This is a genomic window from Pirellulales bacterium (assembly GCA_019636335.1).
Classification (GTDB): domain Bacteria; phylum Planctomycetota; class Planctomycetia; order Pirellulales; family JAEUIK01; genus JAHBXR01.
The window spans coordinates 241679-266518 of record JAHBXR010000002.1 but is presented as its reverse complement, the minus strand read 5'-3'; the positions used below and the strand labels follow the sequence as shown (position 1 = coordinate 266518).

The window sequence follows — 24840 nt, the reverse complement described above, 5'->3', positions numbered from 1 at the left end:
ACTGACCCGTCCGAGTGCCCGTAGAAACCGTGCGGTGGCGGGGCCGTGGGGCAGGTGCCTGCCTGACCCTAAGTGCTGGCCGCCAAGTTCTTGCGCGGTTTTTTGCCCTGCTCGTGGAGGGGGATTATACTGGCCTCCTGTGGCCCAAACGGCTCCCTTTCGCGGTGTTCGTGCCGCCCCGGTCTGGCCGCCACGTCGGCTGGTACTCCCCTATTTTGCACCTCGCTTCGCGATCGGAGTTTGCCTTCCATGCGTTCCCTCAGTCGACGTGAATTTCAGAAACGGGCCTTGGGAGCTCTCGCCGGCAGCCAGGCACTCGCCTGGGGCGCCTGGGGGCGTGCCCAGGAGCCAGAGCTCGATACGAACCCGCTTGCTTCCCCGACCGGCAGCGAAGAAGTCGTCGAGGAAGCGACCTCGTCGAACGGTCCCTTCGTGCGGCCGAACCTGCTCTACGGGCTGGCTACCACCTCCTGGGCGCGCGAAGTGCCCCCGGGACAGCCGCTCCCCTTGATTCGCATTCTCGACGAGACCGCCGCCTCGGGGTTCAACGGGCTGCGCATTCACACCTATCCGAAGATTCTCGAAGACAACAACATGTCGATCGAGCAACTCAGCGACGAGCTAGGGACGCGCGGGCTGAAGTTCTGTTCGATCCCCTTCGGCGGACGCTATTACGATCGCAAGAAGCAGCAGGAGCTGATGGATCAGGCCCGCGACATCTTGCGCATCCATCAGTATTTCGGCGCCAGGACGATGACCGTCTACATGCCGACGATGCCCCAGGGCCTGCGCACCGAGGACAAGGAATTCGACGATCTGTTCGAGCAGATGTGCCAGTTCCTGAGCAGCATGGGGCGCATGGCGGTCGATCACTTCGGCGTGCGGATCGGCGTGCAGAACCACATGTACTCGATGGTCGAGACGCCCGAGCATGTGCGTTCCTTTTTGAAGCGCACCGATCGCCGCTACGTCTATGGCTGGTGGGACACCGCTCACCTGCACCTGGCGGGGGGCAGCGTGAAGGCGATCTTGCGATCGACTCTGCCGAACCTGGTCGGGCTCGACTTCAAGGACGCCACGCGCCATCCCAAAGACCACGCCTACAAGGCCCCCAACGGCGAGCACTTTGCCGGCGATACGCCGCAGGGTCGGTACTACAACTCGATGTTCGAGCTGGGTCGCGGATCGATCGATTTCCCCGAGATCCTGCGGATGATGGAGCCCATGAACTGGCGCGGCTGGCTCATCCACGATCTCGACACGATTCGCACCTCGTGTGCTGAGAGCTTCCGCCACTCGATGTCCTACATTCGCCGCGAGCTCGACCCGATCTACATGTAGTCGAGCACGAAGAAAGCTCGCGTTCCCGCCCGCCGCGCGTCAATGCGCGGCCACGCTGGCGGTATCTCCATCCGCCACCGCGCTCGCCTCTGACGGCTGCCGCGCGGCACGGCGTTGACGTGCGGGGACGAACCAGGCCAGCATCGCCGGCAGGATGAACAGGTCGCCCAGCAGGGCCGAACCGATCGCCGTGCAGGACAGCCAGGCGAACAACCGGCTGGTCGGCATCTCGCTCGTCAGCACGCTGGCAAAGCCTACCAACAGCACGAGCGTGGTCGTGACCACCGCTTCGCCCACGGCGTGGAAGGTGCGGCGGATCGCCTCGTGGACGTTGCCGTCCACTTCCAACTCGCGGCGAAAGCGCGCCAGGAAATGAATCGTGTCGTCGACGGCAATGCCGATGCAGATGCTGAACACGATCACGCACGTCACCTGCAGCGGCCGCCCCGTCATCACGAGCACGGCGGCCGTGAAGGCCATGGGGAAAAAGTTCGGCAAAATCGCCACCAGCCCATAACGTAGCGAACGGAAGCCGATCATCATCGCCACGAAGATCACGCCGTCGGCCAGCGTCTGGCTGGTGACCAGGTCGACGATCATGGTGTTGATGTTGCGTCCCGCCACGACAACGCTCCCCGTCAGATGTACTTGCATGCCGGGATGCCGCGCTTCGATGTCGGCGAACTGAGCGGCCAGACGTTCGAAGATCGGCCGATGCGCCGCGATGCCGCGATCGCGCAGATGCACGGTGACGAGCGCCTTGTGCAGGTCGGGCCGCGCGAAACGCTGCACGACGTCGGTTGGCGCCAGGGCCAACAGCGGCACGCGGGCAGCCAGATTGCCCGGCTGCCCCGGCAAGGCCTGCAGCAGGTTGACGATCGACAACGGGTACTGCGCGCCCTCGGTATGCCGGCAGGTCTCTTGCACCTCGAAGATCAGGTCGATCACTTCGGGAGAACGCAGTTCCTTGTCGTCGGGCCATTCGACCAGGGCGTATGCCATCAGCATCCCACCAAAGGCGCGATCGCAATCGATCAGCGCCTGATACGACTCGTTCTCCGGCGGGATCGTCTCCGTCAGGCGATTGTCGGGGCGGAGTTGCAGGGCGATGACGCTGAAGAAGATCGTCGCCGCCAGACCGGCGAGCGTCACCGAGCGGGGATAGCGCATCAGGAAGTCGACCAGGCGGTCGAACGCGCGCGGCAGCCAGTCGCTGGCCTGGGGCAGCCGCTTCGGCTGCAGGCGGTATCCCAGCGCTGTGCTCGACAAGAGCGGCACGACCAGGATCACGGCACAGAACGACAACAGGGCTCCCATCGCGCAGGTCAGACCAAAGCGCCGCACGACATCGAGATCGGCCACCGCCAGCGAGGCGAAGCCCACGCAGGCCGTGACCGACGTGAGCAGGCAGGGGGGCCCCAGATGCCGGATGGTCAGCTTGGCCGCCTCGAGCGGCGTCTTGCCCGAGGCCACCGAGCGACGAATGTCGTGCATCAAGTGGACGGAATCGGCAAAGCCGACGACGAGCACGAGCGTCGGCAGCACCGTGTTGATCACGTTCAGTTTTTCGCCGATGAGCCCCAGCGTGCCGAGGGTCCAGAATGAGCCGAGAATCGGCGCACTGGCCACGATCATTACCGCCCAGAAGCGGCGAAAGAGGAGCGTGGCCATGCCGAAACCGAGGATCGCGCCGATCACGATAAAGCGCGAGCTCTCGCGCTGCACCGTGCGGAAGATCTCGACGCGGATCGGCGGAACGCCCGTCAGTCGCAACCGCAATACTCCCTGCGCATTCACCTGGTCGAGCACGCCGCGCAGCCGCGCGATGTGCGGCTCGATATCGCCGATCGAGAGGGAGTTGCCTTCGAGCCGCACGATGGCCAGCGCCGTGCGGGCATCGGGAGAAAGCACCTGCCCGACGATCATGGGATGCGCGACCGCCGCGGCACGCGCGGCGGCGAAGGCCTCGCGCGATGGCTCGCCTTCATGCGGCAAGAGCGAGCGAGCGCCCCCGCGCACGGGATCGACCACCACGACGTCCGCCAGGCTGCGCACCTCGTCCACGCCCTCGAGCGTCTGTAGGCTGGCGATCGCGGCACGCAGGGCGGCGATGCGCTCGGGGGTGAAAAGATCGCCCGAGGGATCACCTTCGCCCGCCGGTTCGATCACGACGACACAGTCGTTGTCGTCGGAGCCGAAATCGGCAAAGACTTTCTCCAATTCGACGAAATCGTCGTCGGCCGTGCGAAAGACGCTGCGCGGCACGTCGTCGAAGCCCAGCCGAGCGTTGCCCCAGGCCGCCGCCGCGGTATAGAGCACGATGCAGAGCGCCACCACTCCCCGATGCCGACCGAATAACTCGACCACTCGATCCATGAACACGGCGCAAACTCTCACATGCGACGAAACCGACCGCGGGGGGCGCGGTGGAGAAGCCGCGATTCTATCGGGCGAGCCGTCGATCGCGGAAGTGGACTGCCGCGGGGTGCGCACCGGCGCGAACGATTGGCGCGCTTACCGTCACGGCCGTCGTGCCCCCAGAAAAGGCTGAAACTTCGCCCCTCGGGCATCGGTACGACCTGCTGGCCAGTCACACCTGGCCCTGGTGGTTGCTGGCCCGCGCGGGGCGGTCTACGATGTTGTTTTCCCCGCTTCTTTGGCCCGGCCCGGGGAAGGCCGCGCCAGGCTAACCCGCCTTCTCCCGCATAGTTCTTTCGAGGAGCCCTTTGTGAACGTGTCGATGAAAAAGCTGACGCTGTGGCTGTTGCTCGCCACCCTCTCGCTGACGGCTCCGGCCCTGGCCGAAGCCCCCTCGAAGAGCGATCCCACGGCCGCGCTCAAGAACTACGTGGAAAAGAAGGACGACACCTACGGCTGGGTCCAACGTCAGACCAAGAAGTTGGGCAACGTCGAAGTCGCCGAGCTGACGCTCACCTCGCAAACCTGGCGCGACATTCCCTGGAAGCATCAACTCTTCATCTTCCGCCCGTCGCAGCCTTCTGAATCGAAGCAGGCGCTGATCCTCATCTCGGGGGGCGACTGGAAGGAAGCGCTGGCGGCCCCCCCCACGGAAGAGAACGGCAAACTGCCCGGCGAGGCCCAGGTGTTGGCGGGGCTGGTCGAAAAGCTGAAGACCCCGGTCGCCATCCTTTCGCACGTGCCGCAGCAGCCGATCTTCGACGGCATGGTCGAGGATGAAATCATCTCCTACACGTTCGAGCAGTATCTCCAGTCGGGGGACGCCGAATGGCCACTCCTCTTCCCCATGGTGAAGAGCGCCGTCAAGGCGATGGACGCCGTGCAGGAATTCTCGGCCAAGGAATGGAACCTGCCGATCGAGCACTTCACCGTCACCGGCGCCTCGAAGCGCGGCTGGACCACCTGGCTCACCGGCGCGGCCGATCCGCGCGCCACGGCGATCGCTCCGATCGTGATCGACACGCTGAACATGGGCCCGCAGATGAAGCACCAGCTCGAGTCGTGGGGCAAGTACTCCGAGCAGATCGAGGACTACACGCGCCGCGGTATCCAGTCGCAGGCCGAGACCGAGCGCGGCATCGCTCTGAACAAGATGGTCGATCCCTACAGCTACCGCGACGACCTCAAGCAGCCCAAGCTCATCGTCAACGGCACGAACGACCGCTACTGGACGCTCGATGCGTTGAACCTGTACTGGAACGATCTCGAGGGCGAGAAGTACATCCTCTACGTGCCGAACAATGGGCACGGCGTGAATGACTTCGGCCGCTTGCTGGGCACGATCGGCGCCTTCCACGAGAAGGCCGCCGGGCGTCTGAAGTTCCCGCAATTGAGCTGGGAGAACAAGGAAGCCGACGACAAGCTGCACTTGAAGGTGAAGAGCGATCTCGCACCGGAGCAGGTCGTCGCCTGGGTCGCCACGGCCCCGACGCGCGACTTCCGCGAGGCCGAATGGAAGTCGTATCCGACGGAATGGGTCGACGGCGAGTACCGTTACTCGCTCGACGTGCCCGAGGAAGGCTACGCCGCCATGTTCGGCGAGTCGGTCTTCCGCGCTCCGACGAACATGAAGTACTACCTGTCGACAAACGTGCAAATCGTGGGCACGAAGGATGCCCCGCTCGCCGAAGTCGAACAGGGGGAACCGGTCGGCGCCGGCAAGTAGGGCCGGTTACTTGCTGGCCGCTGAACCCTGGCGCGTGGATGATCGTGGGTCGCACTGCGTCAATGCGCTAGTGCTGTGGAAACCCAATCACGTTGGTCGCCTCTTCGTCCGACTCATGGTCGTCGAGCATGTCATCGAACAAGGTATAGAGGTACCAGTCGAGGTCTGGCCCACCGATCAGCAGGTCGACTTCCATGTCGTTGAAGACAGTAACTCTAGGGATCAGATTTGTCCCGTTATTCAACCCACCAGGAGTGCCGGTGAGGTGCGCGACGCGCTCCTCGTAGCTGTTGGGAGAAAGCCATTCCGCTTGGATGGGCATAATGGTAGAGACGGGAACGATGGGCAGGCCGAAGCCGATGTAACCGGAGACGAGCAGATCTTCGCCGGAACCTCCTTCTAGGGTGTCGGCCCCACCAAATCCGAACAGCAGGTCGCGACCGGCGCCCCCCATCAGCGAGTCATTATTTTCGTCTCCGCTGAGTAGATCATCTCCCTCGTCGCCGCTGAGCGTGTCGTTGCTATTTCCGCCGAGGAGCGTGTCGTTGCCGGGGCCGCCGAAGATCCGATCGTTGCCCTCGGCGCCGTCGAGCACGTCGTCTCCCTCATCGCCGAAAATGTAGTCGTTGCCCCCCTATCGCCTTCGGCGCCGTCGCCGTAGATGGTGTCGTTGCCGGGGCCGCCGCGCAGAACATCTCGGCTCCCACCTTCTTGTCCGTCGCCTTGAATGAAATCATCCCCCGCTCCGCCGAAGATGGTGTCGGGGCCGTCATCACCCAGCAAGGTATCCGCGGCGGCGCCCCCATATAACGAGTCCGAGCCGCCCCCCCCGTTGAGCCGCGCGGAAATCTCCCTGAGGCCGGAAGCGTCCAGTACATCGTCGCCTTGGTCCCCAAAAGCCACGACGCGCGCTACGCCGAAAAACGTTTCGGTCAAATCGATTCCGACACCCCCCAAACGCGACATGTGGACTTCGATCGCCCCGATGCCGATCTCGGTAATCGTGACGGCGTCGTTGCCCGACGATCCGCGCCACGTGACCGTATCGCCCGCCTGCTGGAGATCGTACACGGTCATGCGGTGCGTAGCGATCGGGCCGGCGTCGCCGTCCCGGTCGGTCGCGCGCACGCGCACGTTCCAAATCGTTCGCGTCGTGTCCGTAAAGGTCCGTGTCACCTGGATGCCACTGGGACCGACGATGGTCTCGTCGTACGTTCCATCACCATCCCAGTCGATCTCGAAGGTGAAATCGGCCGCCTGGTCCTCGGGCGCGGAATCCGTGGCGACGAGTGTAAACGTCTGCTCGCCATCGATCTTGGCAGTAGACGACCCGACGAGGCTGACCAGCGGGGGAATATTGGCCACCGCGAGCGACGTCTGCGTCTCCGTCGTGCCGAGATCGTCGGTGACACGGAGCGTGACCGGGTACGACGACGGCCCGTCCTGGATGCCTAGCGCGAGCAACTCATCCCAAGTGACGATGGCGGTCGCCCCCGTCGCGTCACCGAAGATGTTGTCGCCATTGAGGTCCCAGGAGAAAAGGGCTTCGCCGGTCGTGCCCCCGACGGCGGCATTTAGAACGAGGCGTTGCCCCTCGCCGATCAGGTACGGCCCCCCTGCCCCTACCGGGGCCGGCGGGCCATCGACGCGCCACAACTCGGAGCCGACCGCGGGTGCCCTCGACGTAAAGTAGAGCGCGCCATTGACGTTCGAAAGCTGCGAGGCTAGGAGAGTGCCGCGAACGAACGTGAGATCACTGACCAGCGCGGTCCCACCGGCGGTGCCGTCGCTTCGCCACAGGGGGTTGTTGTTCGCATTGAAGTTGGTAAAGAACGAATTCCAGTCGGTGAAGAAGAGCGTGCCATTGACGTTCGTCAGTTCGCCGGGAAGAACGCCCCCTTGTACAGACGTGACCATCGTGGTTCCGGCCGCAGTCCCATCACTCTTCCAGAGTTGAAAAGATCCTTCGGCGCCGTCCACTCCATCGCTAGCGGCAAAGTAGAGGGTTTCGTCGATGACTACGGACGGCCTGGGTATGAACCCAAGTGAAGTAACGCCGCTCGCAGAGGTGAGCTTGTCTCGAATCAGCACCGTTCCATCCTCGGTCCCGTCGCTGCTCCAGAGTTCCAGCGCCTCTGCGCCATCGGCGCCGCGCTCCACGCCGAACATGAGCTTGCCGTTGAAACTGGTCAAACCCCTAAAAATGGTGCCGCCGCCGGGGTTAATGTCCTTGACCATCACGGTACCGTCTTCGGTCCCGTCGCTCTTCCACAGTTCGGTGCCGTTCGTGCCGTTGTTGGCGCTGAAGTAGAGGATTCCTCCCACTTTCGTCAGGTTGCTAGGATTGGAACTAGCAATTCCAGGATTAATGTCCTTGACAAGCACCGTTCCGGTCTCGGTCCCATCGCTCTTCCAAAGCTCCAGGTCGTTGGCGCCATCATCGGCGGTGACGACGGCGGTGAAGAAGAGTACCCCCTCCACATTCATCAGATTGTCGGGACTGGAACTAGCGGTTCCGGGATTGATGTCTTTGACGCGCACCGTGCCGGTCTCGGTCCCGTCGCTCTTCCAAAGCTCCCGGTCGTTGGCGCCATCGGTTGTAACGATGGCGGTGAAGAAGAGTGTCCCCCCCACATTCGTCAGGTTGCCGGGACTGGAACTAGCGGTTCCGGGATTGATGTCCTTGACGCGCACGGTGCCGGCCTCGGTCCCGTCGCTCTTCCACAGTTCGACGCCGTTGCCGTCGTCGGCGGTGAAGTAGAGCGTACCGTTGACGTTCACCAGCCCCGCCGGCGACGACCCCGTGGCGCCGGGTCGAATATCCTTGACCAGTTCGGTCCCGTCACTCGTGCCATCGGTCCTCCAGAGTTCCACGCCGGTGCCCGATCTGGTGGCCGCGAAATAGGCCCAGCCGTTCATTTCGACGGCCTGGGTCGGTGACGCCGCTGCCGTGCCGGGGTTGATGTCGGCGACCAGCGCGGCGCCGATCGACAGCAATTGTCGCGATTCGAGACGTTCGACTTCCTTCGATTGCGGAGACCGCGGCCCCGCGAGTTGATTCGATTGTCGAACGTTCTTCCACCACCGAGCGCGGGAACGCGTGTTACGAGTTGATGCCATGGATTGTCTTCGGGGCGGTGTGACGGTGCTTTTTGATGACAGTGCTTCGTGCAAGAAGTCGCCGGCGAGGCAACGTTGCAAGCGGAATGACGCGCAGCTTCGCGTCTCTGCCCCGGCTAATGCCAATTTCGGGGAAGCTGCGCAACAGAAAAATCGCACAAAACGCGGCCTTCGCCACAAGCCCAAATGCCGTAGCGAGTTGAAGAAAGAAAAAGTGCGGCCAGATTCGGCGCAGAATGCTCCGGAATCGCCAAGTCGAACTTACGGCGATGAACGCATGGTCAAGCTTTGCCACCACGCCTTCGTCTTACGGGTGCGCGTTTCTGCAGTGGGCGGAGCGCGGCAGTTTGGTTCTTCGCGGTCACCATCTCACAAAAAACCAATTCCCCCCAAATTTTTGTTGCGCTTTGCCTATCCAGGTGGCATTACCAATATTGCGCCTGTCCCCTGCGCCGGGCATCGGAAGGCGTTTCGTTTTGTTCAGGAGCCCGTTCATGCCGTATTTTGAAGCTGGTCGAAGCTGGGGCGCCGCGAGTTCACGCGTCTGCGGCCTGATCGGGTTTGTGATTGCATGTCTGCTCGCGCAGCAACCCGCCAAGGCCACCCTGGTGACCTTTACAAGTCTTTACGAGACCGCCCCCGACGGCTTCACCAGTTTTTCATCGAATCCATCGCTGAATAACCACGGGCAGATCGCCTTTGTCGCCAGCGGACCGGGCGGGGCGCCCCGCACGCTCTACGTGGGCACAGGTGGTCCCACGACTACGATTGCCGCCCTTGGAGCGACGTTCAGTCAATTGTCCAATTCCGCAGACATTAACGATGCGGGAAACGTCCTTTTCAAGGCGCAGCAAACCTCTGGAGTTCAAGGCGCCTACGTTGGGAACGGTGGGCCGCTGATGACGGTCATCGACACCGACGGCCCCATCGCCCCTCCGTTCTTGAACGATTTCGGAGTGCCCGACCTGAACAACGTGGGCAGTGTCGTTTTCAGGGGGGCGCTCGATGCGGGGGGCTCGGCCATGTTCGTGGGAAACGGAGGACCGCCGGTTCCTGTCTTCTCAGGTACGCAGAATGGCAGTCCCACGATCAACAATGCCAATACGGTGGCCTATGCGACCTCGAGCGCCGTCCATCTCTGGAACAGCGGCAGCACCACGACCCTGATCAGCTCGGGTGCTGGAATTTCCAGTTTTGCAGGATCGCCCGACATCAACGACTCGGGCGCAGTTGCTATCGCGGGCGGAATCGTGTCGGGAACGTTAGCCATTCTTCGAGTCGACCCGTTCGGCGCCGCAACGGTGGTTGCCGACGTAAATGGCCCGTATGCTTGGTTCGACTTTTCGCCGGCTTTAAACAATCTGGGCACGGTGGTGTTTCAAGCCGACCTGGATGGAGGCGGAAAGGGGCTGTTCACCGGCTCCGACCCGGTTGCTGACCGGGTAATCGCGACCGGCGATTCCTTGTTCGGCTCGCAAATCACCGATTTCGGGTTCTCGCGCCGTGGCTTGAACGATCACAACCAGGTGGCTTTCAACTATTGGCTGGCCGACGGTCGATCGGGCATCGCGGTGGCAAGCGTGCTGGTTCCCGAGGCCGGCACTCTATCGATAGCCGGATGGGGAAGCATCGTCGCTGGCGTGGGGCTCATGAGGTGGCGGCACCGCACTCGCCGGCGGCAGATTGGATGAGGCTTTCTCCGTTGGGCGCCAAGCGTGATTTCATCGCGACGCCCACCGCCCCCGAGCTACCCTACGGGGCGTTTTGCTCGGCCAGTCGCCGCCGGGCCTTGAGGAGGTGGTCGCGATAACCATCGCGGTCGCGCTGCTCGTCCACGAAGTCGTCGTACTCGTCGATCGCCTCCACGAGGAGAGCCTTGGCACGCTCGCGATCCTTGCGCCACAGCAGATCGCCCGCGAAGTAGAGCGCTTCGGCGAACTGCTGTTGTGTCAGGACATCGAAAGGTTGCGCTGCGTGCGTGCGGCGCAGCGCGTCGCACGCGAGCAGGTAGCGCTCGGCGGCGTCCGCCAGCCTCCACATTTTCCTCAGCACGTCTCCCTGCTGATACAGGCTTTGCGCATGCAGGCGCAGAATCGTGTCTGTCGACGATTCCTCTCGTTCGAGGAACGCCGCGGCCAGCGTTTCTTGTTTCTGAAAGCAGGCCAGCGCGCGGGGAAGTTGGTTGAGCGCGCGATAGGCGTGGCCCAGTCCGTCCTCGCATGCCAGCAGTTCGCTCGCCACGGAGAAGCTGCGTTCTCGTTCCAGCAACTCGAGTTCCGCCTCCGCCCAGCGCAACTGCTCCAAGGCGTCCTCGAAACGCTCGGCGTTGATGAATGTCCCGGCAAGCTTGCGCCGCACGCGCGCCAGTCGGTAGCGGAGCTTCGGCGTGGCGGCATGAACGGAAGTCCAACGATCAGCGATCGCGATCGAATGAAGCGCAAGGTCCGCGGCAATCTCCGTTTCACCGAAGGCCTGACACAGATCGACGGTCTGAGCGACCACGTCCAGAGTCACCGACTCATCGACGTCCGAGAGCTCGTCGAACGGCTGGGCGGACGGCGGCACTTGGTCTCGGGCGCCATCGTCGAGGGGCACGATCAACTTCTGAGTCATCGGCACCAACAGGTCAAGTGACTGGCGCGCCGCATCGCGCTGCTGGTTGCGCAGTTGCAGGCGGGCCAACTGCACCAGGGCCTGGCAGGTCTCCTGTTGATAGGAGAGCGAGGCCTCCCCGTTCTGCAACAGCTCGCGCCATGCGTCACAACACCGCCGCGCGGATTCCATGGCGTCGGCCCAGCGCCGCAGCTCGAACTCGCAGTTCGACTGCTTGGCCAGAAATTTAGCGCGGCGCTCGAGGTCGCCGGGCAGGAGCGGCTCCAAGCCGCCGAGTCGTTCGACGGCCGCCAGGCCTTCTTGCGCGGCGGCGAGCTGGACCTCGACGTCGAATTCCCATTTGTCATAGCTCCCGCACACGATCGTCAATTGAACCCAAGCATCCACGTGCGTGGGAGCCTCTCGAAGCACGGCGCGCAGAATTTCGCGAGCGCGATGGATCTCGTCCGCGCCCAGGCGACGATCTTGCACATTCAACCCGATGGCTATGACGCGCCACGCCAATGCCTCGGTAAGTCGGTTGGGCACAGCACGACGTTCGCGCTCGGAGAAAAGGTTCAATTCGTCGAGTGCGCGCCGGCCCAAAGCGACTCTGGCTTCATTGTTGCCCAGCAATCCGTGCAGTCTTGCGCCGCTCGCCAGCGCCGAGGCAAACTCCGCGCGTAGCCGGGGCTCGCCGGCACATTGCTCGATCACGCGCTCGTAGTGCAGCAGCATGCGTTCGCGCACGAGCCGGATCGAAGAGCGGTCGTTGACCGTCCAAGGGCGGCGGCGTTCGTGGCTGACATAGGAGAGCTCTTGCACGGCGTTGAATGCGTCGGCCAGGCCGGAGACCGTCCGTTCGCGCTGGGCTTCGGCCCGCCGCCATTGCCATACGACGCCCAGGAAGCCTGTGACGAACACGAGGATCAGCGAGAGGGTCAACGTGGCCAAGGCCGGCCGGCGGCGCGCGAGCTTCCAGAGCCGCTCGTGCGCGCGAACCGGCCGCGCGGTGATGGGACGGCCTGCGCGAAAGCGGCTGAGATCGTCGGCCAGCGCGGCGGCCGTCGCATAGCGCTGAGCGGGCTTCTTTTCCAGGCACTTGAGGCAAATCGTCTCTAGATCGATCGGCACCGACGGGCGAAGCCGGCGCGGCGGCACTGGCTCGAAGCCTTCCAGTTGCCGCAGCGTTTCCCAGGCGGTTTCCGCCACGAACGGCGGGCGACCAGTGAGCAACTCGTAGAGAATGGCCCCCAATGCGTAGATGTCGGTCGGCGGTCCAAGCGCATCGCTGAGCGCGGTGGGCGCCTCGGCCACCAGCGCGCCGGATGCCTGCTCCGGCGCCATGTAGGCAGGCGTGCCCAACAGCGCGCCGGTCGCCGTGCAGACTCCTCGTTCGGACAAAAGCTTGGCCAGTCCGAAGTCGGTGATCTTGGGTTGTCCGTCGGGCGCCAGCAGGATGTTGGCCGGCTTGAGATCGCGGTGCAGGATGCCCTGTTCGTGCGCGGCATGCACGCCGCGGGCGACCGTTTCCACGAGCGAGGCTGCCTCCGCTGGTGGAGCAGGGCCGTCGGCCAACCGATCGGCCAGCGTTCGCCCTGCGACATATTCCAACGCGAGGTAGGGCAGCCCGTCTCGCTGCCCCGCCTCATAAAGCTGGACCACGTTGGGATGGACGACGCGGGCGATCGCCCGCGCTTCGATCGCCAGGCGTTTGTGGACTTCGGCGTCGGCAAACTCGCCCGCCAGCAACGTTTTCACGGCGACCGTGCGGCCCAGCTTGGTGTGCCTCGCTTTGTAGACCACGCCGGTAGCGCCACGCCCGACTTCCGCCAGAAGCTCATAGCCGTCGAGGGCCGTAGCGGACATCGCCAGCGAGTCATGGCCGTCAACGATTGCGGCGCTGCCGGTGGTGTCATCGTCATTCAGGTCGGCGGCGATACCTTCGACGAGTTCGTGAACTTCGAATTGGGCCTGCAAGACCGAAGCAAGGGACGGGAACCGGGCCAGCAATTCAGCCCGGAGGCTGGTCTTCTGCTGCTCCAATCGTGCCGCGAACTCCGCGTAGATCAGGTCGAGCAACGTCTCGCGATCGTCGCCGACGGCGAGCCGGCCGGCCAAGAACTCTTCGACGCGCAGCGATTCTCCCGCGGTCAGGCGTTGCTCGAACTCATCGCACAACGCGCGGACTTGCGCTCGGTCGGCCAAATCATGCAGGGTCTTGCCAGCCATATCGGTTTGCCCCCTGAGACGTTTGCCGGATGGAAATTCACCTGAAACGCGTATCTCGGACGACCGCAGTGGGCGCGCCACCTTGGATCGCGATTCGATTATAATCACGCGGGCGTGGCGCCGTGTCACGCGCCGTCTTGTGCGCTGCGAACTTTTGCTTCTGTCCTCAAAACCACGGCGAAACGCGCAACACCGCATGCCGCAGTGTTCGGGTTTCACTAGGGTCAAATGGGTGCCGCCGGTGAACGACTTCGGGGAATTGGTCGCGCGAGTGCGGCAAGGCGACGAACGCGCCACGACAGAGTTGGTGGTCCGCTACGAACGGCTGGTTCGGCGATCCGCGAGACGCTTTCTAGGGCCGAAACTGCGTCCCTATCTCGACTCGGTCGATGTGGCGCAATCAGTCTATCGCACGCTTCTGCTGGGACTGCGCCATCGGCGCTTCAACGTCTCGACGCCCAATCAATTGGCCGCCCTGGCGCTCGTCCTTGTCAAGCGCAAGGTTGCACGGCAATGGCGCAGCCTCCGCCACGAATTAGCTGCGCGGCAGGGCTCGCCACAGGCCAGTCAATTGGTCACTTGCCTGACACATTGCGCCGCGCGCCGCGGGGAAACACCGGCTGAAGTCGCCTCGCGCCAAGAAGAATTATCGCGCATGCTGCAGCGATTGCCCGTGATTGAGCGACAACTTATTGAACTGCGGCTGCAAGGTTTTACAACAGCCGAAGCCGCTGCTGTTTTGGAAATCGATCCCGCGCTGCTCCGTGTGCGACTGCATCGTCTCCGACGGAAGCTTCAAAACACAGGGCTGTTTCGTGTGTTGCCCATCTAGCTCTAGCCACCGTCTCTCCGGCTGTACATTCGCAGCTTGGCGTTCAATGATATTAGTCGTCCCAGTCCTTCATCAACTCTCCGTCGCTGCGGTTGCCGAGTTGCCGGTACGTCGCCTGGTCGATCGACTCCGATAGAAAGCGGACCGAGCCATCGCCCAGGCCGAAGTTGGCGCCGCCGCGATGCTCGCTGCCGAACCCTCCGACGTAGAGATCCCCGTCCGGCTGCTCACCTTCGGCGGAATCTTCTTCCTCAGTTTCGTCTGCCACGCCTCCGCGGTACATCGCCTGGTACGCTTCCTCGGGCACTTCGGTGGCGTTGATCACCTTGCCGGTGTTGCGCAGAGTGGCCCGCGTGCCCGAGGCCCAACCCAGATCGCGAGGATCGGGCAGATGCTCGCCCAAAAAGAGCGTGTTCGAGCTGCCGTCGAGCATGTCGTCGTAGCGCAGCGCGCGGTTCAAAATGAACGCGCCGTTGTTCGAGACATCGATCGGCGCCTCGACATCGTTATGGCAGGCGGAATAGGCCGTTTGCACAATCGTGTTCTTCTCGGGCCAGTAGCGCCCCGAAGAAGGACAGCGCAATAGCGCGAGATTCAACTGGCGCACGGGCAGGTTCTTGTCGTCGTAGACGCTCACGTTGAAGTCGAGGTGTTGATACGCCGCCGGCTGCTCGACGTATGGCAGAAGGCGCGTGATCCAGCCGAAATGATAACCGTCGGGCTTGTTGCGGATCGATCCCTCGGCATTGATCGTGCCGGGAGGCAATGTCTCGAACGCGTTGTCATAGTTCTGCAGAGCGATGCTCAATTGGACGAGGTTGTTGGCGCACGAGCTCCTGCGTGCCGCCTCGCGCGCCGCCTGAACCGCCGGCAACAACATGGCGATCAGAATGCCGATGATGGCGATCACTACCAACAGCTCGACGAGCGTGAAGGCGTTCGGTCGACGTCGATTCATGGCTGCTCTCCCTGCTCGGTGAGTTGAAGTTTGATTTCCCTGGTGCGCCGCACGCGCTGTGGCTTTCCGGCCGGATAGTCCGCGGTGACGACGATGTTTCGCTCGAGCGGCTGCGCGTCGTGGGGCGCTACTCGAATGCTCACGACGGCCTCGTCGGCGCCCCCCAGCGACGATGCCGCAACGTGCCAAGTTTCGCCGAGATATGCAGCATCGCTCGCCAATCGCTCGGCCGCGCGGCGCACGCCCGAATCGGCCAGCCAATCGACCTGCAGTTCTTGTTGCTCCGTGCGCGCCACCTTGCGGCCGCTGGCGACGTTGTTCGCCAAGCGTGTACCCAGCGCCACGCAGAGCACGAGAATCAGCAGTACGACGATCATGACGCCCCCTCGATGGCCTTGCCAGGCGTGCCGGGGATTGTTTCGTCGTGTCATGGTGCTTCTCCCATCGGCTCGGAAGGCTCCGACGCATTCGCCGCCGCGCGAATCGGAGCCACGATGTTGCGTCCCACCAGCGCGATCACTTCGTGCCGCTGCGCGGCGGAGGTCCCGGCCGACGGCATTCCGCGGGAAGCCGACTCTTCGGTCCATTCGAGTCGCACCAAGGTGCGGTCTCCACTTGGCTCGAGAGCAAAGCGAACGGCGCTCTCCCGTGGGAGTCCATAGTTTTCGAGTCGCACGGGCTTCCCGGCCTGCGTTTCGCGCCGGGCGAGTTCTCCCTGCTCGTAGCGATACTCCACGGTCCGCTCGTCCGCTTGCGTCAACTTGAGACGAGGCGATCCCTCTTGGTCGAATGCTTCGGCGTGGGTTGCTTCATGCACGTCGCGGCGGAACTGCTCGACGAGTCGGCCTTCGACGATCTGTTGTTCGAGCGTACGGCGTCCATCGCCGCGGCCCGTGAGCAGGAAGCCGAACAAGGTGGCCGCGACGCCGAAGATGGCGCTGATGATGGCAATCGACACGACCATCTCGATCAGGGTCGTGCCGCGCCGCACCACTCGCCGTTGTGTTGCCAGAGCGATCATGGGGTCGCCTCCTCGGGTGGCGTCTCCGCAGGAGAGGTTTCCGTCGCCGCAGCTCCACCCGTCGTCGGGTAGAACCAACTCGTCAGTCGGACCGGCGCGTCGTCTTGTCCGGCGCGATTGCGCCAGCGAATCTCGACCGAAAGCCGCCGTGCCGATACCTCGCCCGGCTCATCGACGACCGAGACCGCCAGGCGCGCCTCGGGCAGGCGGCTCACGGCGATGTCCGAGAGTTTCCATTCCGTCACGAATTCGGGCGCGATCTGGTCGGCTGGCAAGGCCGCGGCACGCTCCATGAGATTTGCAGCCTCGGCCAGCGCCACGCCCCGGCGCTCGGCGCTGCGTTGCTGCACGTGAGCCAGGCCCGAGAGTTGCGCCGTGATCGCGAGCGCCGTTCCCAGCACGGCGGTCGACACCAAGGCTTCGAACAGCATCGCCCCCCGCTTGTGTTGGTTCATGTCAGGCTCCCGATCATCTCGACCAGCGGTTGGAAACACACGATGACGATCGACAACACGACCAGCCCACACACGATGACGGCGATCGGCAGCAAGACTTGCCCCAAGGCGGCAACACGGTAGACAAAGCGCCGTTCACCACTCGCGGCCAGCTCGCGCATGACCCAAGGCAAGTTCCCCACGCGCTCGCCAGCTTGAAGCGCGGCGGCGTCCGAGGCTCCGAGTAGGCCCTGCGATTGCAGGGCCACACACCAGTCGCCGCCGATGGCGACCTGCCGGGCGGCATTTTCCAGCCGTGGCCGTGCCCAGGCAGAGGGAAAGCCGGTAGCAAGAGCTTCCAGCAAGGGCCCAAAGGGACGGTGTGCCTCGGCCATCGCTGCCAGCGACCGCATCACGAGTGCCATGTCGATGCGCCGTCGCAAACGGGCCAAGGGGCCAAAAGACCAGCGAACCACGCCCAGCGAAAGGAGTAGCGACAGAAAGAAGAGCCCCGCGAGCAGGAGAAATGCCAGCATGCTCGTCACGAGGACTCCGGTCGAGTGTGCGGCGTTCGGTAGCCAATTCCAGGTCGTCGTCACTGGCATATCGAAATCTTCGGCGATCTGGTGGAACTTCGGAAAAATGAAGGCCACCATTCCCTGCATGTAGAGAAAGGCCAGCGCCAGCAGCGCGAACAGGTAGACCGCCCCCATCGCCACGCCGCGCCAAACGGGGCGCTCGAACGCATGTGCATCGGCGACCTCGCGCAGCGGGAGGGCGAGATTCCCGCTCAGCGTTCCGGTGACCACCGCCACCAGGGCGGCATCCGGCAGAAGTCGGGGCACCGCTTGCGCGGCATCGAGCAGTGTCGCCCCCGACTCGAGATGCTGGGCGAAACGTCGCAGCCGTCGACGATAGATCAGCCCCGACTCGCGCGCCATGGCCCGAGCCAGTGGCGCCAGTGGAATTCCGCGCTCGGCCGCAGCCGCCAGCGCTCGCACGAATACCACGCGTTGCGCGGCATACCGCTCGGCGATCGTCATGGCGCCCACGAACAAGCCCAGGGCAATGATCAAGATCGAGAAGGGAAAGAACGGCAGGACGAGCGCGGCGGTCACCAACAAGCTCAAGAGGAACAGGCCGAACAGATACCCGGAGAGCAATTGGTCACTCAGGTCGAGTGCGCGATCATCGTCCGCGTGCCGCCGCAACCAGACAATCAGCACCGGAACGCCCGGCACCGCGGCGGCGAATGCCAGGCATGCTAGTCCCGCCGCAACCTGCACGAAGGTTTCGATCATGTTCGACCCCAAGCCGATCTCAAGAAAGTGCCGTAGTGATTCTCATCAAGGGTTCGAGACATGCCGTCATCGCGCTGGCCATGGCAATCGCCACGAAGAGAAAGACGATAGGAGGCACCGCCAGCCGCACGAGTGAAAGCTGGCCTTGCGCGCGTCCACCGAAGATCTCGGCCGCCGTGTCGAGCGCTTCACCCAGGGCCGCATGACGTTCACCCCACTGGATCAGTGTTGCCAGGGTCGCGGGAAAGCGGCGCTGCCGCGAAATTGCCACGGAAAAAGCCTCTCCAGCAGCGACTTCGATGGACAATCGGCGGCAACCCCGTGCCAGATCGGCGTCGTCGGTCGCTTCGGCTGCCAGCGCGAGACAGCGGTCGAGTGGCACCTTCCGTTCGATCAGCAAGCCTACAAGCCGTGCGATCTCGGCCAGCGACGCGTAACGCCACAACGGTCCGACGAAAGGCACTCGATCGAACAACCAACGCCAACGTGCGCTCCCGATGGCCAACCGCACCAGGCCGAACAAGCCTGCCAACAGGACCAATCCCAACAGCACAGGCCACGGACCTCGGCTATAAAGCGTCGTATAGAAGCCCGTAAACACGGGAACTTCCGCATCGAACTCCTCGATCAGCTCAGCGGCGGTCACGCCCACGAATGACTGCACAAAGATGACCACCACGGTCGAGAGGCCGACCAAGACGAGCGGGTAGACAAGTCCCGCCCAAGCGGTACGACGCAGAGCTTGTGTGGCCGTTCGCAGTTGGAGCAGCCTACTCAGGGTGTCTTCGAGTTGCCCCGTCTCCGCAGCCGCGGTGATCAAGGCGCGAATATGTGACGGAAACAATGAATTCTGCGAGCGCAGCGCCGCGTCGAGCGGTTCGCCCGCCTCGAGCTTGTCGCAGACATTCTCGACGGCACGGCGGACGCGGCGCGAACCGGTCTCGGCCGCGTAAGCGCGCAGTCCTGCCGCCAGCGGCAGCCCCGCCCCCGTCAGTCCGGCGACCTCCAGTCCGGCATCCCAGGCGCGCTCGTTCATCATTGGGCCAGTCCTTGCATGAAGTGCGCAAAGGGGACGAACAGCGCCAGCCCAACCGCCAGCACGGTTCCACCGCCCACGAAGAGGGTAACCGCGAAGGGAAACCAGATGCGCACCAACTCGGCACGATAGGCCGCGCGGCGGCGATAGCCGGCCGCGGCATGTCGCAGCGCCGCCACGATTGTTTCGCGACGATCGCCCAGCAGCATCCAGCGCACCACCGGAGCGCTGTCTGCGGCCTCGACCGAGGCCGACGCCAGGCTTTCGCCCCGTCGCAGCGACGCGGCAATTTTCGCATCGGCCAGACGCGTGCGCGGATCGCCGGCGGCGTCCCCCGCCAACTCGATCGCGTCGGCCAGGGGAACGTCGTTCTCGATCAACAAGGCGAGAATGTCCGCCTCGACCGCCGTGCGCGAATCGCGCTGCACGCGGCGCAGGCCGGGCCAGAAATAGAGCGCCCCGCGCGTCCACCGCGATTCGTCGACGATGGCTCGACCCGTGCTCCACCACCAGAGGCCGAAGCCCGCGAGCATCACCGCCGGGGGCAACAACACCCATTGCGGCGTCTGTCCTAGCCTTACCAGCGCGGCCACGAACCACGGCCCCTGGATGTCGAAGCTGCGGTTGGTGAGCAGGAACATCGGCAGGATGTACACCGCCAGAAAGACGAGCGTGGCATAGGCCAGCAACATTACCACCAGCGGATACACGAGCGCCGCGCCGACACCGCGTCGCAGATCGGCCAGCCGTCGCAACGAACCGGCCACCCCTTCGAGCGCCGCCGACAAGCGCCCGCTACGCAGGCCGGCCTCGATCACGGCGCGAAAATAGCTCGGCATCTCCGTACCGGTGGCGGCGATGGCATCGGGCAGGCTCTTCCCGGTTTTCAATTGCTCGGCCACCTTGCCGGCGAAGCGTCCCATGCGACCGGGCAGATCGCTCGCCAGCCCGGCCAGGCCCCCTTCGAGCGGCACCCCGGCGCGCGACAGCGCGGCGATCTCGTCGCACAACAGGCCCAGTTCCGCGAGCGTGGCCTCGCGCGGTTTCGGCTGCGGTATGCTCATGGCGCCGATCTCCCCGGTTCGGAAAAACCCAATACGCGACGCACTTCGGCCGGACTGGTGAGCCCTGCTTCGACCGCGTCGCACGCTCGTTGCCAGCGTGATACCATGCCCCCGGCCACGGCCAGCTCGTCGAGCTGCGCGGCGTCCGTGCGCGACAACACCGCGCGGGCCAGGGCATTCCGATCGATGGTCAGCATCTCGGCCAGCACCATCCGCCCGGCGTAGCCCGTGCCGCGGCAAGCGTCGCATCCAACCGGCAGCCGCGCCCCGCTCACCCGCAGCCCGAGCAGTTCGTCGGCCGATTCGTTCGGTCGGGCGCAGTCGCACAGGCGCCGTACCAGTCGCTGGCAGAGAATGGCCAGCACTCCGCTGCGCAGCAGGTAGGGCTCGATGCCCATGTCACTCAAACGACTGATGGCGCCGGCGGCGCTGCCTGCATGAAAGCTGCTGAGCACGAGATGCCCTGTCAGTGCGGCCTGAAAGGCCACCTCCGCGGTGACTCGATCTCGGATCTCGCCCACCAAGATCACCTCGGGGTCTTGGCGCAAGAGAAAGCGCAGCCCCGTGGCCAGATCGAAGCCTGCCTTGTCGTTAGTCTGCGATTGCGCCACGCCGGGAACTTCGACTTCGATCGGGTCCTCGAGCGAAGCCAGGCTGCGCATGCCACCGCTGGACGCGGCCAGTTCGCGCAGGCAGGCGTAGAGCGTGGTCGTCTTGCCACCCCCCGCCGGTCCCGTGACCAGTAGGGCGCCGGAGGTTTCATTCAGCAGTTCGGCCAGCCGCGCGGCAATCTCCGCGGGCAAACCAAGATCGGCCAGGCGCTGATAGCTGCGCCGCGCTCCAAAGAAGCGCACGACCCCTTTTTCGCCGTGCAGCGTGGGAAACGTGCTGAGCCGCATCTCGACGTTTTCCAGACCAGGCACCCCGCGCAAACGCCCCTCCTGCGGCGCGTCGGTGCGGTAGGTCAACAGATCGGCCAGGACCTTCAACCGCGCGACGAAATTGGGGGCCATCGCGGCGGGCAAGACACCGACCGATTGCAGCACGCCGTCGACGCGCCAGCGCAGCTCGAGACCCTCCGCCGTGGGTTGAAGATGCAGATCGCTGGCCCCGACTTCGCACGCCGCCGACAGCGCGCGGTCGACCAGCTCCGGAGAAAAAGCCCCAGATGCGCCCTTGGTCGGCGCAACATCAGCCAAGAAATGTGCGATGGCCGAATGCCGCAACATCGCAACCCTGCTGCGAACGGCGACAAGATACTCTGTTCCGTTTATGAAAAGGCCGCGACTTGCCTCTGAAAAGCCGCAGCGCCGCAGATTATCTCGGTTCGGAGTTGTGAAAGCAAGAAAATTCTTACGCGTCGTAACCGAGTCGGATAACCTGTAGATACCGACTGTCGTCGGCGGCAGTCCGACGTCCCCCACGCAGGTGAGATAGAGAGAGCGCCGCATGAAACGACGCCCCGTGCTAGCAACCTTGAAGCCCCCCTCGCGCCGCACGTTTCTGGCGACCTGTGCCGCCGCAACGTTGACGCCTTATATCTTCACGTCGCAGGCCGAGGCGCGCACCCGCCCCCGTTCGCCCAGCGACCGCCTGCGCATCGGCGCGATTGGCATGCGCTATCAGGGGTCGGTCATCACGAACGAGGCCCTCCCCTACGGCGACGTGGTGGCCATCGCCGATGTCGACCGCCAGATTGCCGAGAAGGCGCGCGAGCAGTTCGGCGGCAAGGCCGAGCTCTACGAAGACTATCGCGCGTTGCTCGATCGCCAGGACGTGGATGTCGTGATGATCGGCACGCCCGACCACTGGCACACGAGGATGGTGATCGACGCCTGCCGCGCCGGCAAAGACATCTACTGCGAAAAGCCGCTCACGCTCACGATCGACGAAGGCCATCACCTGCTGCGCGCCGTTCGCGACCGTGGCGCCGTCGTGCAGGTGGGGACCTGGCAACGCAGCGATCACAACTATCGCACCGCGGTCGAGATGATCCACGCGGGCCGCCTCGGTGCGATCAAGAAGGTCTCCGTCGTCCTGGGCAAGAACGTGCAAGGGGGGCCCTTCGCCACCGCCGAAGTGCCGGCCCACCTGAACTGGAACCTGTGGCAGGGGCAGACACCCGATGTCCCCTATATCGCCGAGCGCAGCCATTACACCTTCCGCTGGTGGCAGGAGTATTCCGGCGGACAGATGACCGATTGGGGCGCCCATCACATCGACATCGCCCAATGGGGCCTCGGACAGCAGCTCAGCGGACCCCTCGAGATCGATGGCCGAGCCGATTATCCCCAGGTCGAAAACGGCTACAACGTCGCCACGAACTTCTCCGCTCGACTGCGCTACTCCAACGGCGTCGAAATGGAGATCCTCGACCACGGCCGCAACGGCATTCTCTTCGAAGGAGAGCTGGGGCGCATCTTCGTCAACCGTGGCACGCTCGAAGGCAAACCGGTCGAGGATCTAGCCGAGCAGCCGCTGCCGCGCGAAGAGTTCAAGCTTTACGCGCACGACAACCTCGATCGCCCGCCACGCATGGGCAAGATCGAGTCGATCAAGAACCACATGGGCAACTTCGTCGATTGCGTCCATTCGCGCGAGACGCCCCTCTCGGACGTCGTGTCGCAGCATCGTTCGGTCTCGACCTGCCACCTGGCGAATATCTCGATGCGCCTCGGGCGACCGTTGAAATGGGATCCGGCGCAAGAGCAGTTCGTCGGCGATGACGAGGCGAACGGCCTGCTCCAACGACCCCAGCGGGCCGGCTTCGAGATTCCCACCTGAACCAGCCGGCGGCGCGTCGCAACAATCCAACAAGAGGAATCAATCCGCCGATGGCCGACGATCTGTCGCGACGTCACGATCTCGTCTCCGATCTGTTTCGCCTGCCGACGAGCGCGGCGGAATGGGATCGCTATCGACTGACCGACGAGCAGGTCGCCTTCTTTGACGAGCATGGCTACGTCAGCGGCATTCGTGTGCTCGACGACCAGCAGTGCGATCGACTTTGCGCGGAACTGGCCCGGCTGGTCGATCCGGCCTCGCCCGGTCACGAATACTTCTACGAGTTCCATACGAACGAGTCCGTCGATCCCAGCCGCGTGTTGTTTCACGCCCTGGGCGCGTGGCGCATCGCACCAGGGTTTCACGACCTGCTGTGGCATCCGGCGATCACCGTGGCAGCGGCGCAGTTGCTGCGCGGGGCCGTGCGATTCTGGCACGATCAACTTTTTTGCAAGCCGGCCGAGCATGGGGGCGTCGTCGCCTGGCACCAGGACTACTCGTACTGGACGCGGACCAGACCCATGGCGCATCTCACCTGCTGGATCGGACTCGACGAAGCGCGCCGCGACAACGGCTGCCTGCAGTACATACCGGGCAGCCACCGTTGGGACCTGCTCCCCATCACGGGCCTGGCCGGCGACATGGACGCTATTCGCGAGGTGCTCAACGACGAGCAGATGTCCGCCATGCAGCGCCCCGTGGCCATCGAGATGCGCCGCGGCGAGGCTTCGTTTCACCACCCGCTCATGATCCACGGCTCGCAAGCCAACAGCACGCCGCGCCCCCGACGTGCCGTGGTGGTGAACATGTTTCGCGACGGCGTGGCGAGCGATTCGGGGGAAGCGCTGCTGGCGGGGGTGCCACCGATCCCCGCCGGGCAACCCATGGGGGGCCAGTTCTTTCCGTTGCTCTACCAGCCCTGATCGGCGCAATCGTATCGATCCGCGCGAACTCGTCCGGCGGCGATGAGGCGGTTTGGCAACACGCCGCGGGATGCCGGCTCTCCCCAGACGTTTCGAGCTAGAGTGAAGATGCGGCCAACTCGGCGCGCGTGGCCGGTCTGTCATGCCCGACGATGCTGACGCACTCACCTCTTGGCGAAACCCCAGGACGCCGCGCGTGTACGTCTTCTACGTCCTGACCATCGCGTTCGCCAACCTGGCCCTGGGCTATGGGACAGCGGTCTACCTGCGTCGCGGCGCGACGGCGGGCACGCTCGATGCACTCGCTAGCGAGGACGCCACGAGATCCCCGTCGCCGATAACCGCCGCGGCGGCACCGGCGGCCACCCCCCAGAAACTATCCGCTTTCGAGTCTGCCGAGACGATCGAGGCGGCCTCGAGCAAGTCTCGATCGGCGCTCTTGGGCGAGACACCAAACGCCACGGGCGAGACGGTCTGCAGCAGCCTCATCCAGCGTTCGGTCTTCGAGGAGATGATCGCCGGCTGGCGCGCCGACGATCCGCTGCAAGAGCGTTCGGCCACGCTGGGGCTCATCGCGGTCGACCAGATCGCCGAGGTGCGCAAGACGCAGGGGGACGACGTGGGCGATCGCCTCATGAAGGCCCTCGCCGACGTGATCGACGACACGATTCGCAAGCCGCGCGGCACCGACGCCGCCACCTATTACGACCGCGATCGCTTCGGCTTCTTCTTCGGCGACACGACACCACAAGAGGCGACCCACGCCATGGAGCGTCTTCGCCTCTCGATCGCGCAGGGCCGTTACGTGCTGGGACGCGAGACGATCACGCTCACCGCCAGTTGCAGTGCCGTCGGCATGCTACGCGGCGAAGCAGACGAACTGTTGCTCGCGCGGCTGGAGTTCGCCGCGCGGCAGGCGTCGATTCTGGGGGGGAATCGCACGTGCCTCGATGCGGGACACGGCCCCGTGCCGATCGACCCGATCGCCATCGACGTGCCCGAGCGCACCGTGCTCTTGAACCCGTAAAGCGTTTCCTCACCGGTCCAGGGCTCTGTCC

19 protein-coding genes are annotated in these 24840 nt (G+C 64.2%); 8 read left to right on the top strand and 11 right to left on the bottom strand.

What is annotated here, in order from left to right; translation table 11 throughout:
* The first annotated feature begins 249 nt into the window (after window positions 1–249).
* Window positions 250–1341 carry a sugar phosphate isomerase/epimerase gene (locus KF708_03255; protein MBX3411713.1) on the top strand — a complete coding sequence of 364 codons (1092 nt, stop codon included), beginning with the start codon at window positions 250–252 and terminating at the stop codon, window positions 1339–1341.
* A gap of 39 nt (window positions 1342–1380) precedes the next feature.
* Here the strand turns inward: KF708_03255 and KF708_03250 are convergent, their stop codons facing one another.
* Complete coding sequence (locus KF708_03250) at window positions 1381–3723, bottom strand: MMPL family transporter (protein MBX3411712.1); 2343 nt, start codon at window positions 3721–3723, stop codon at window positions 1381–1383.
* Window positions 3724–4069: 346 nt separating this feature from the next.
* On the opposite strand from KF708_03250, the gene KF708_03245 reads away from it, so the two are divergent.
* Window positions 4070–5485: a PhoPQ-activated pathogenicity protein gene (locus KF708_03245; protein MBX3411711.1), complete on the top strand. Its 1416-nt coding sequence runs from the start codon at window positions 4070–4072 to the stop codon at window positions 5483–5485.
* Between the two features lie 453 nt (window positions 5486–5938).
* On the opposite strand, the gene KF708_03240 is transcribed toward KF708_03245, so the two are convergent.
* The gene (locus tag KF708_03240) at window positions 5939–8605 is read right to left on the bottom strand and encodes a hypothetical protein (GenBank protein MBX3411710.1); all 2667 of its coding nucleotides are present in this window, start codon (window positions 8603–8605) and stop codon (window positions 5939–5941) included.
* Here KF708_03240 and KF708_03235 point away from each other — a divergent pair.
* Window positions 8604–9113, top strand: coding sequence for a hypothetical protein (locus tag KF708_03235; protein ID MBX3411709.1), 510 nt, complete (start codon window positions 8604–8606; stop codon window positions 9111–9113). The genes KF708_03240 and KF708_03235 overlap by 2 nt on opposite strands.
* Entirely contained in the window at window positions 9100–10296 is a 1197-nt protein-coding gene (locus KF708_03230; GenBank protein MBX3411708.1) for a hypothetical protein, read from the top strand. Before KF708_03235 ends, KF708_03230 begins: the two co-directional genes overlap by 14 nt.
* A gap of 61 nt (window positions 10297–10357) precedes the next feature.
* Here KF708_03230 and KF708_03225 read toward each other — a convergent pair whose 3' ends face one another.
* The gene (locus KF708_03225) at window positions 10358–13429 is read right to left on the bottom strand and encodes a serine/threonine protein kinase (GenBank protein MBX3411707.1); all 3072 of its coding nucleotides are present in this window, start codon (window positions 13427–13429) and stop codon (window positions 10358–10360) included.
* Between the two features lie 82 nt (window positions 13430–13511).
* On the opposite strand from KF708_03225, the gene KF708_03220 reads away from it, so the two are divergent.
* Window positions 13512–14261, top strand: a complete 750-nt coding sequence (locus KF708_03220) for a sigma-70 family RNA polymerase sigma factor (protein ID MBX3411706.1) — start codon at window positions 13512–13514, stop codon at window positions 14259–14261.
* A 52-nt stretch (window positions 14262–14313) separates the two neighbouring features.
* On the opposite strand, the gene KF708_03215 is transcribed toward KF708_03220, so the two are convergent.
* From KF708_03215 to KF708_03180, 8 genes are read right to left on the bottom strand one after another with little or no spacing between them, the layout of a single operon-like run.
* Window positions 14314–15219, bottom strand: coding sequence for a DUF1559 domain-containing protein (locus tag KF708_03215; protein ID MBX3411705.1), 906 nt, complete (start codon window positions 15217–15219; stop codon window positions 14314–14316).
* Window positions 15216–15650, bottom strand: coding sequence for a hypothetical protein (locus tag KF708_03210; GenBank protein MBX3411704.1), 435 nt, complete (start codon window positions 15648–15650; stop codon window positions 15216–15218). Before KF708_03210 ends, KF708_03215 begins: the two co-directional genes overlap by 4 nt.
* Window positions 15647–16240: a prepilin-type N-terminal cleavage/methylation domain-containing protein gene (locus tag KF708_03205; GenBank protein MBX3411703.1), complete on the bottom strand. Its 594-nt coding sequence runs from the start codon at window positions 16238–16240 to the stop codon at window positions 15647–15649. Before KF708_03205 ends, KF708_03210 begins: the two co-directional genes overlap by 4 nt.
* Window positions 16237–16695 (bottom strand): hypothetical protein, encoded by a 459-nt coding sequence (locus KF708_03200; GenBank protein MBX3411702.1) that lies wholly within the window; start codon window positions 16693–16695, stop codon window positions 16237–16239. The genes KF708_03205 and KF708_03200 overlap by 4 nt, the downstream gene beginning before the upstream one ends.
* A complete protein-coding gene (locus KF708_03195; GenBank protein MBX3411701.1) occupies window positions 16692–17975 on the bottom strand; it encodes a type II secretion system F family protein in 1284 nt (427 codons plus the stop codon). The genes KF708_03200 and KF708_03195 overlap by 4 nt, the downstream gene beginning before the upstream one ends.
* A 19-nt stretch (window positions 17976–17994) precedes the next feature.
* The gene (locus KF708_03190; protein MBX3411700.1) at window positions 17995–19014 is read right to left on the bottom strand and encodes a type II secretion system F family protein; all 1020 of its coding nucleotides are present in this window, start codon (window positions 19012–19014) and stop codon (window positions 17995–17997) included.
* Window positions 19011–20075 carry a type II secretion system F family protein gene (locus KF708_03185; GenBank protein ID MBX3411699.1) on the bottom strand — a complete coding sequence of 355 codons (1065 nt, stop codon included), beginning with the start codon at window positions 20073–20075 and terminating at the stop codon, window positions 19011–19013. The genes KF708_03190 and KF708_03185 overlap by 4 nt, the downstream gene beginning before the upstream one ends.
* Window positions 20072–21304 carry a type II/IV secretion system protein gene (locus tag KF708_03180; GenBank protein ID MBX3411698.1) on the bottom strand — a complete coding sequence of 411 codons (1233 nt, stop codon included), beginning with the start codon at window positions 21302–21304 and terminating at the stop codon, window positions 20072–20074. The genes KF708_03185 and KF708_03180 overlap by 4 nt, the downstream gene beginning before the upstream one ends.
* Window positions 21305–21551: 247 nt before the next feature.
* Here KF708_03180 and KF708_03175 point away from each other — a divergent pair, with 247 nt between their 5' ends.
* The 3 genes from KF708_03175 (at window position 21552) to KF708_03165 (ending at window position 24809) form a co-directional block, all read left to right on the top strand.
* Entirely contained in the window at window positions 21552–22859 is a 1308-nt protein-coding gene (locus tag KF708_03175) for a Gfo/Idh/MocA family oxidoreductase (GenBank protein ID MBX3411697.1), read from the top strand.
* Between the two features lie 50 nt (window positions 22860–22909).
* A complete protein-coding gene (locus KF708_03170; protein ID MBX3411696.1) occupies window positions 22910–23782 on the top strand; it encodes a phytanoyl-CoA dioxygenase family protein in 873 nt (290 codons plus the stop codon).
* 196 nt (window positions 23783–23978) lie between these two features.
* Window positions 23979–24809 (top strand): diguanylate cyclase, encoded by an 831-nt coding sequence (locus KF708_03165; GenBank protein ID MBX3411695.1) that lies wholly within the window; start codon window positions 23979–23981, stop codon window positions 24807–24809.
* Window positions 24810–24840: the final 31 nt, after the last annotated feature.

Bases quoted from the DNA above. Each gene is read 5' to 3' on its own strand.
- KF708_03255 (MBX3411713.1), top strand. From the start codon at position 250: ATGCGTTCCCTCAGTCGACGTGAATTTCAGAAACGGGCCTTGGGAGCT.
- KF708_03235 (MBX3411709.1), top strand. From the start codon at position 8,604: ATGGATTGTCTTCGGGGCGGTGTGACGGTGCTTTTTGATGACAGTGCT.
- KF708_03240 (MBX3411710.1), bottom strand. From the start codon at position 8,605: ATGGCATCAACTCGTAACACGCGTTCCCGCGCTCGGTGGTGGAAGAAC.
- KF708_03230 (MBX3411708.1), top strand. From the start codon at position 9,100: ATGCCGTATTTTGAAGCTGGTCGAAGCTGGGGCGCCGCGAGTTCACGC.
- KF708_03225 (MBX3411707.1), bottom strand. From the start codon at position 13,429: ATGGCTGGCAAGACCCTGCATGATTTGGCCGACCGAGCGCAAGTCCGC.
- KF708_03215 (MBX3411705.1), bottom strand. From the start codon at position 15,219: ATGAATCGACGTCGACCGAACGCCTTCACGCTCGTCGAGCTGTTGGTA.
- KF708_03210 (MBX3411704.1), bottom strand. From the start codon at position 15,650: ATGACACGACGAAACAATCCCCGGCACGCCTGGCAAGGCCATCGAGGG.
- KF708_03205 (MBX3411703.1), bottom strand. From the start codon at position 16,240: ATGATCGCTCTGGCAACACAACGGCGAGTGGTGCGGCGCGGCACGACC.
- KF708_03200 (MBX3411702.1), bottom strand. From the start codon at position 16,695: ATGAACCAACACAAGCGGGGGGCGATGCTGTTCGAAGCCTTGGTGTCG.
- KF708_03195 (MBX3411701.1), bottom strand. From the start codon at position 17,975: ATGATCGAAACCTTCGTGCAGGTTGCGGCGGGACTAGCATGCCTGGCA.
- KF708_03190 (MBX3411700.1), bottom strand. From the start codon at position 19,014: ATGATGAACGAGCGCGCCTGGGATGCCGGACTGGAGGTCGCCGGACTG.
- KF708_03185 (MBX3411699.1), bottom strand. From the start codon at position 20,075: ATGAGCATACCGCAGCCGAAACCGCGCGAGGCCACGCTCGCGGAACTG.
- KF708_03180 (MBX3411698.1), bottom strand. From the start codon at position 21,304: ATGTTGCGGCATTCGGCCATCGCACATTTCTTGGCTGATGTTGCGCCG.
- KF708_03170 (MBX3411696.1), top strand. From the start codon at position 22,910: ATGGCCGACGATCTGTCGCGACGTCACGATCTCGTCTCCGATCTGTTT.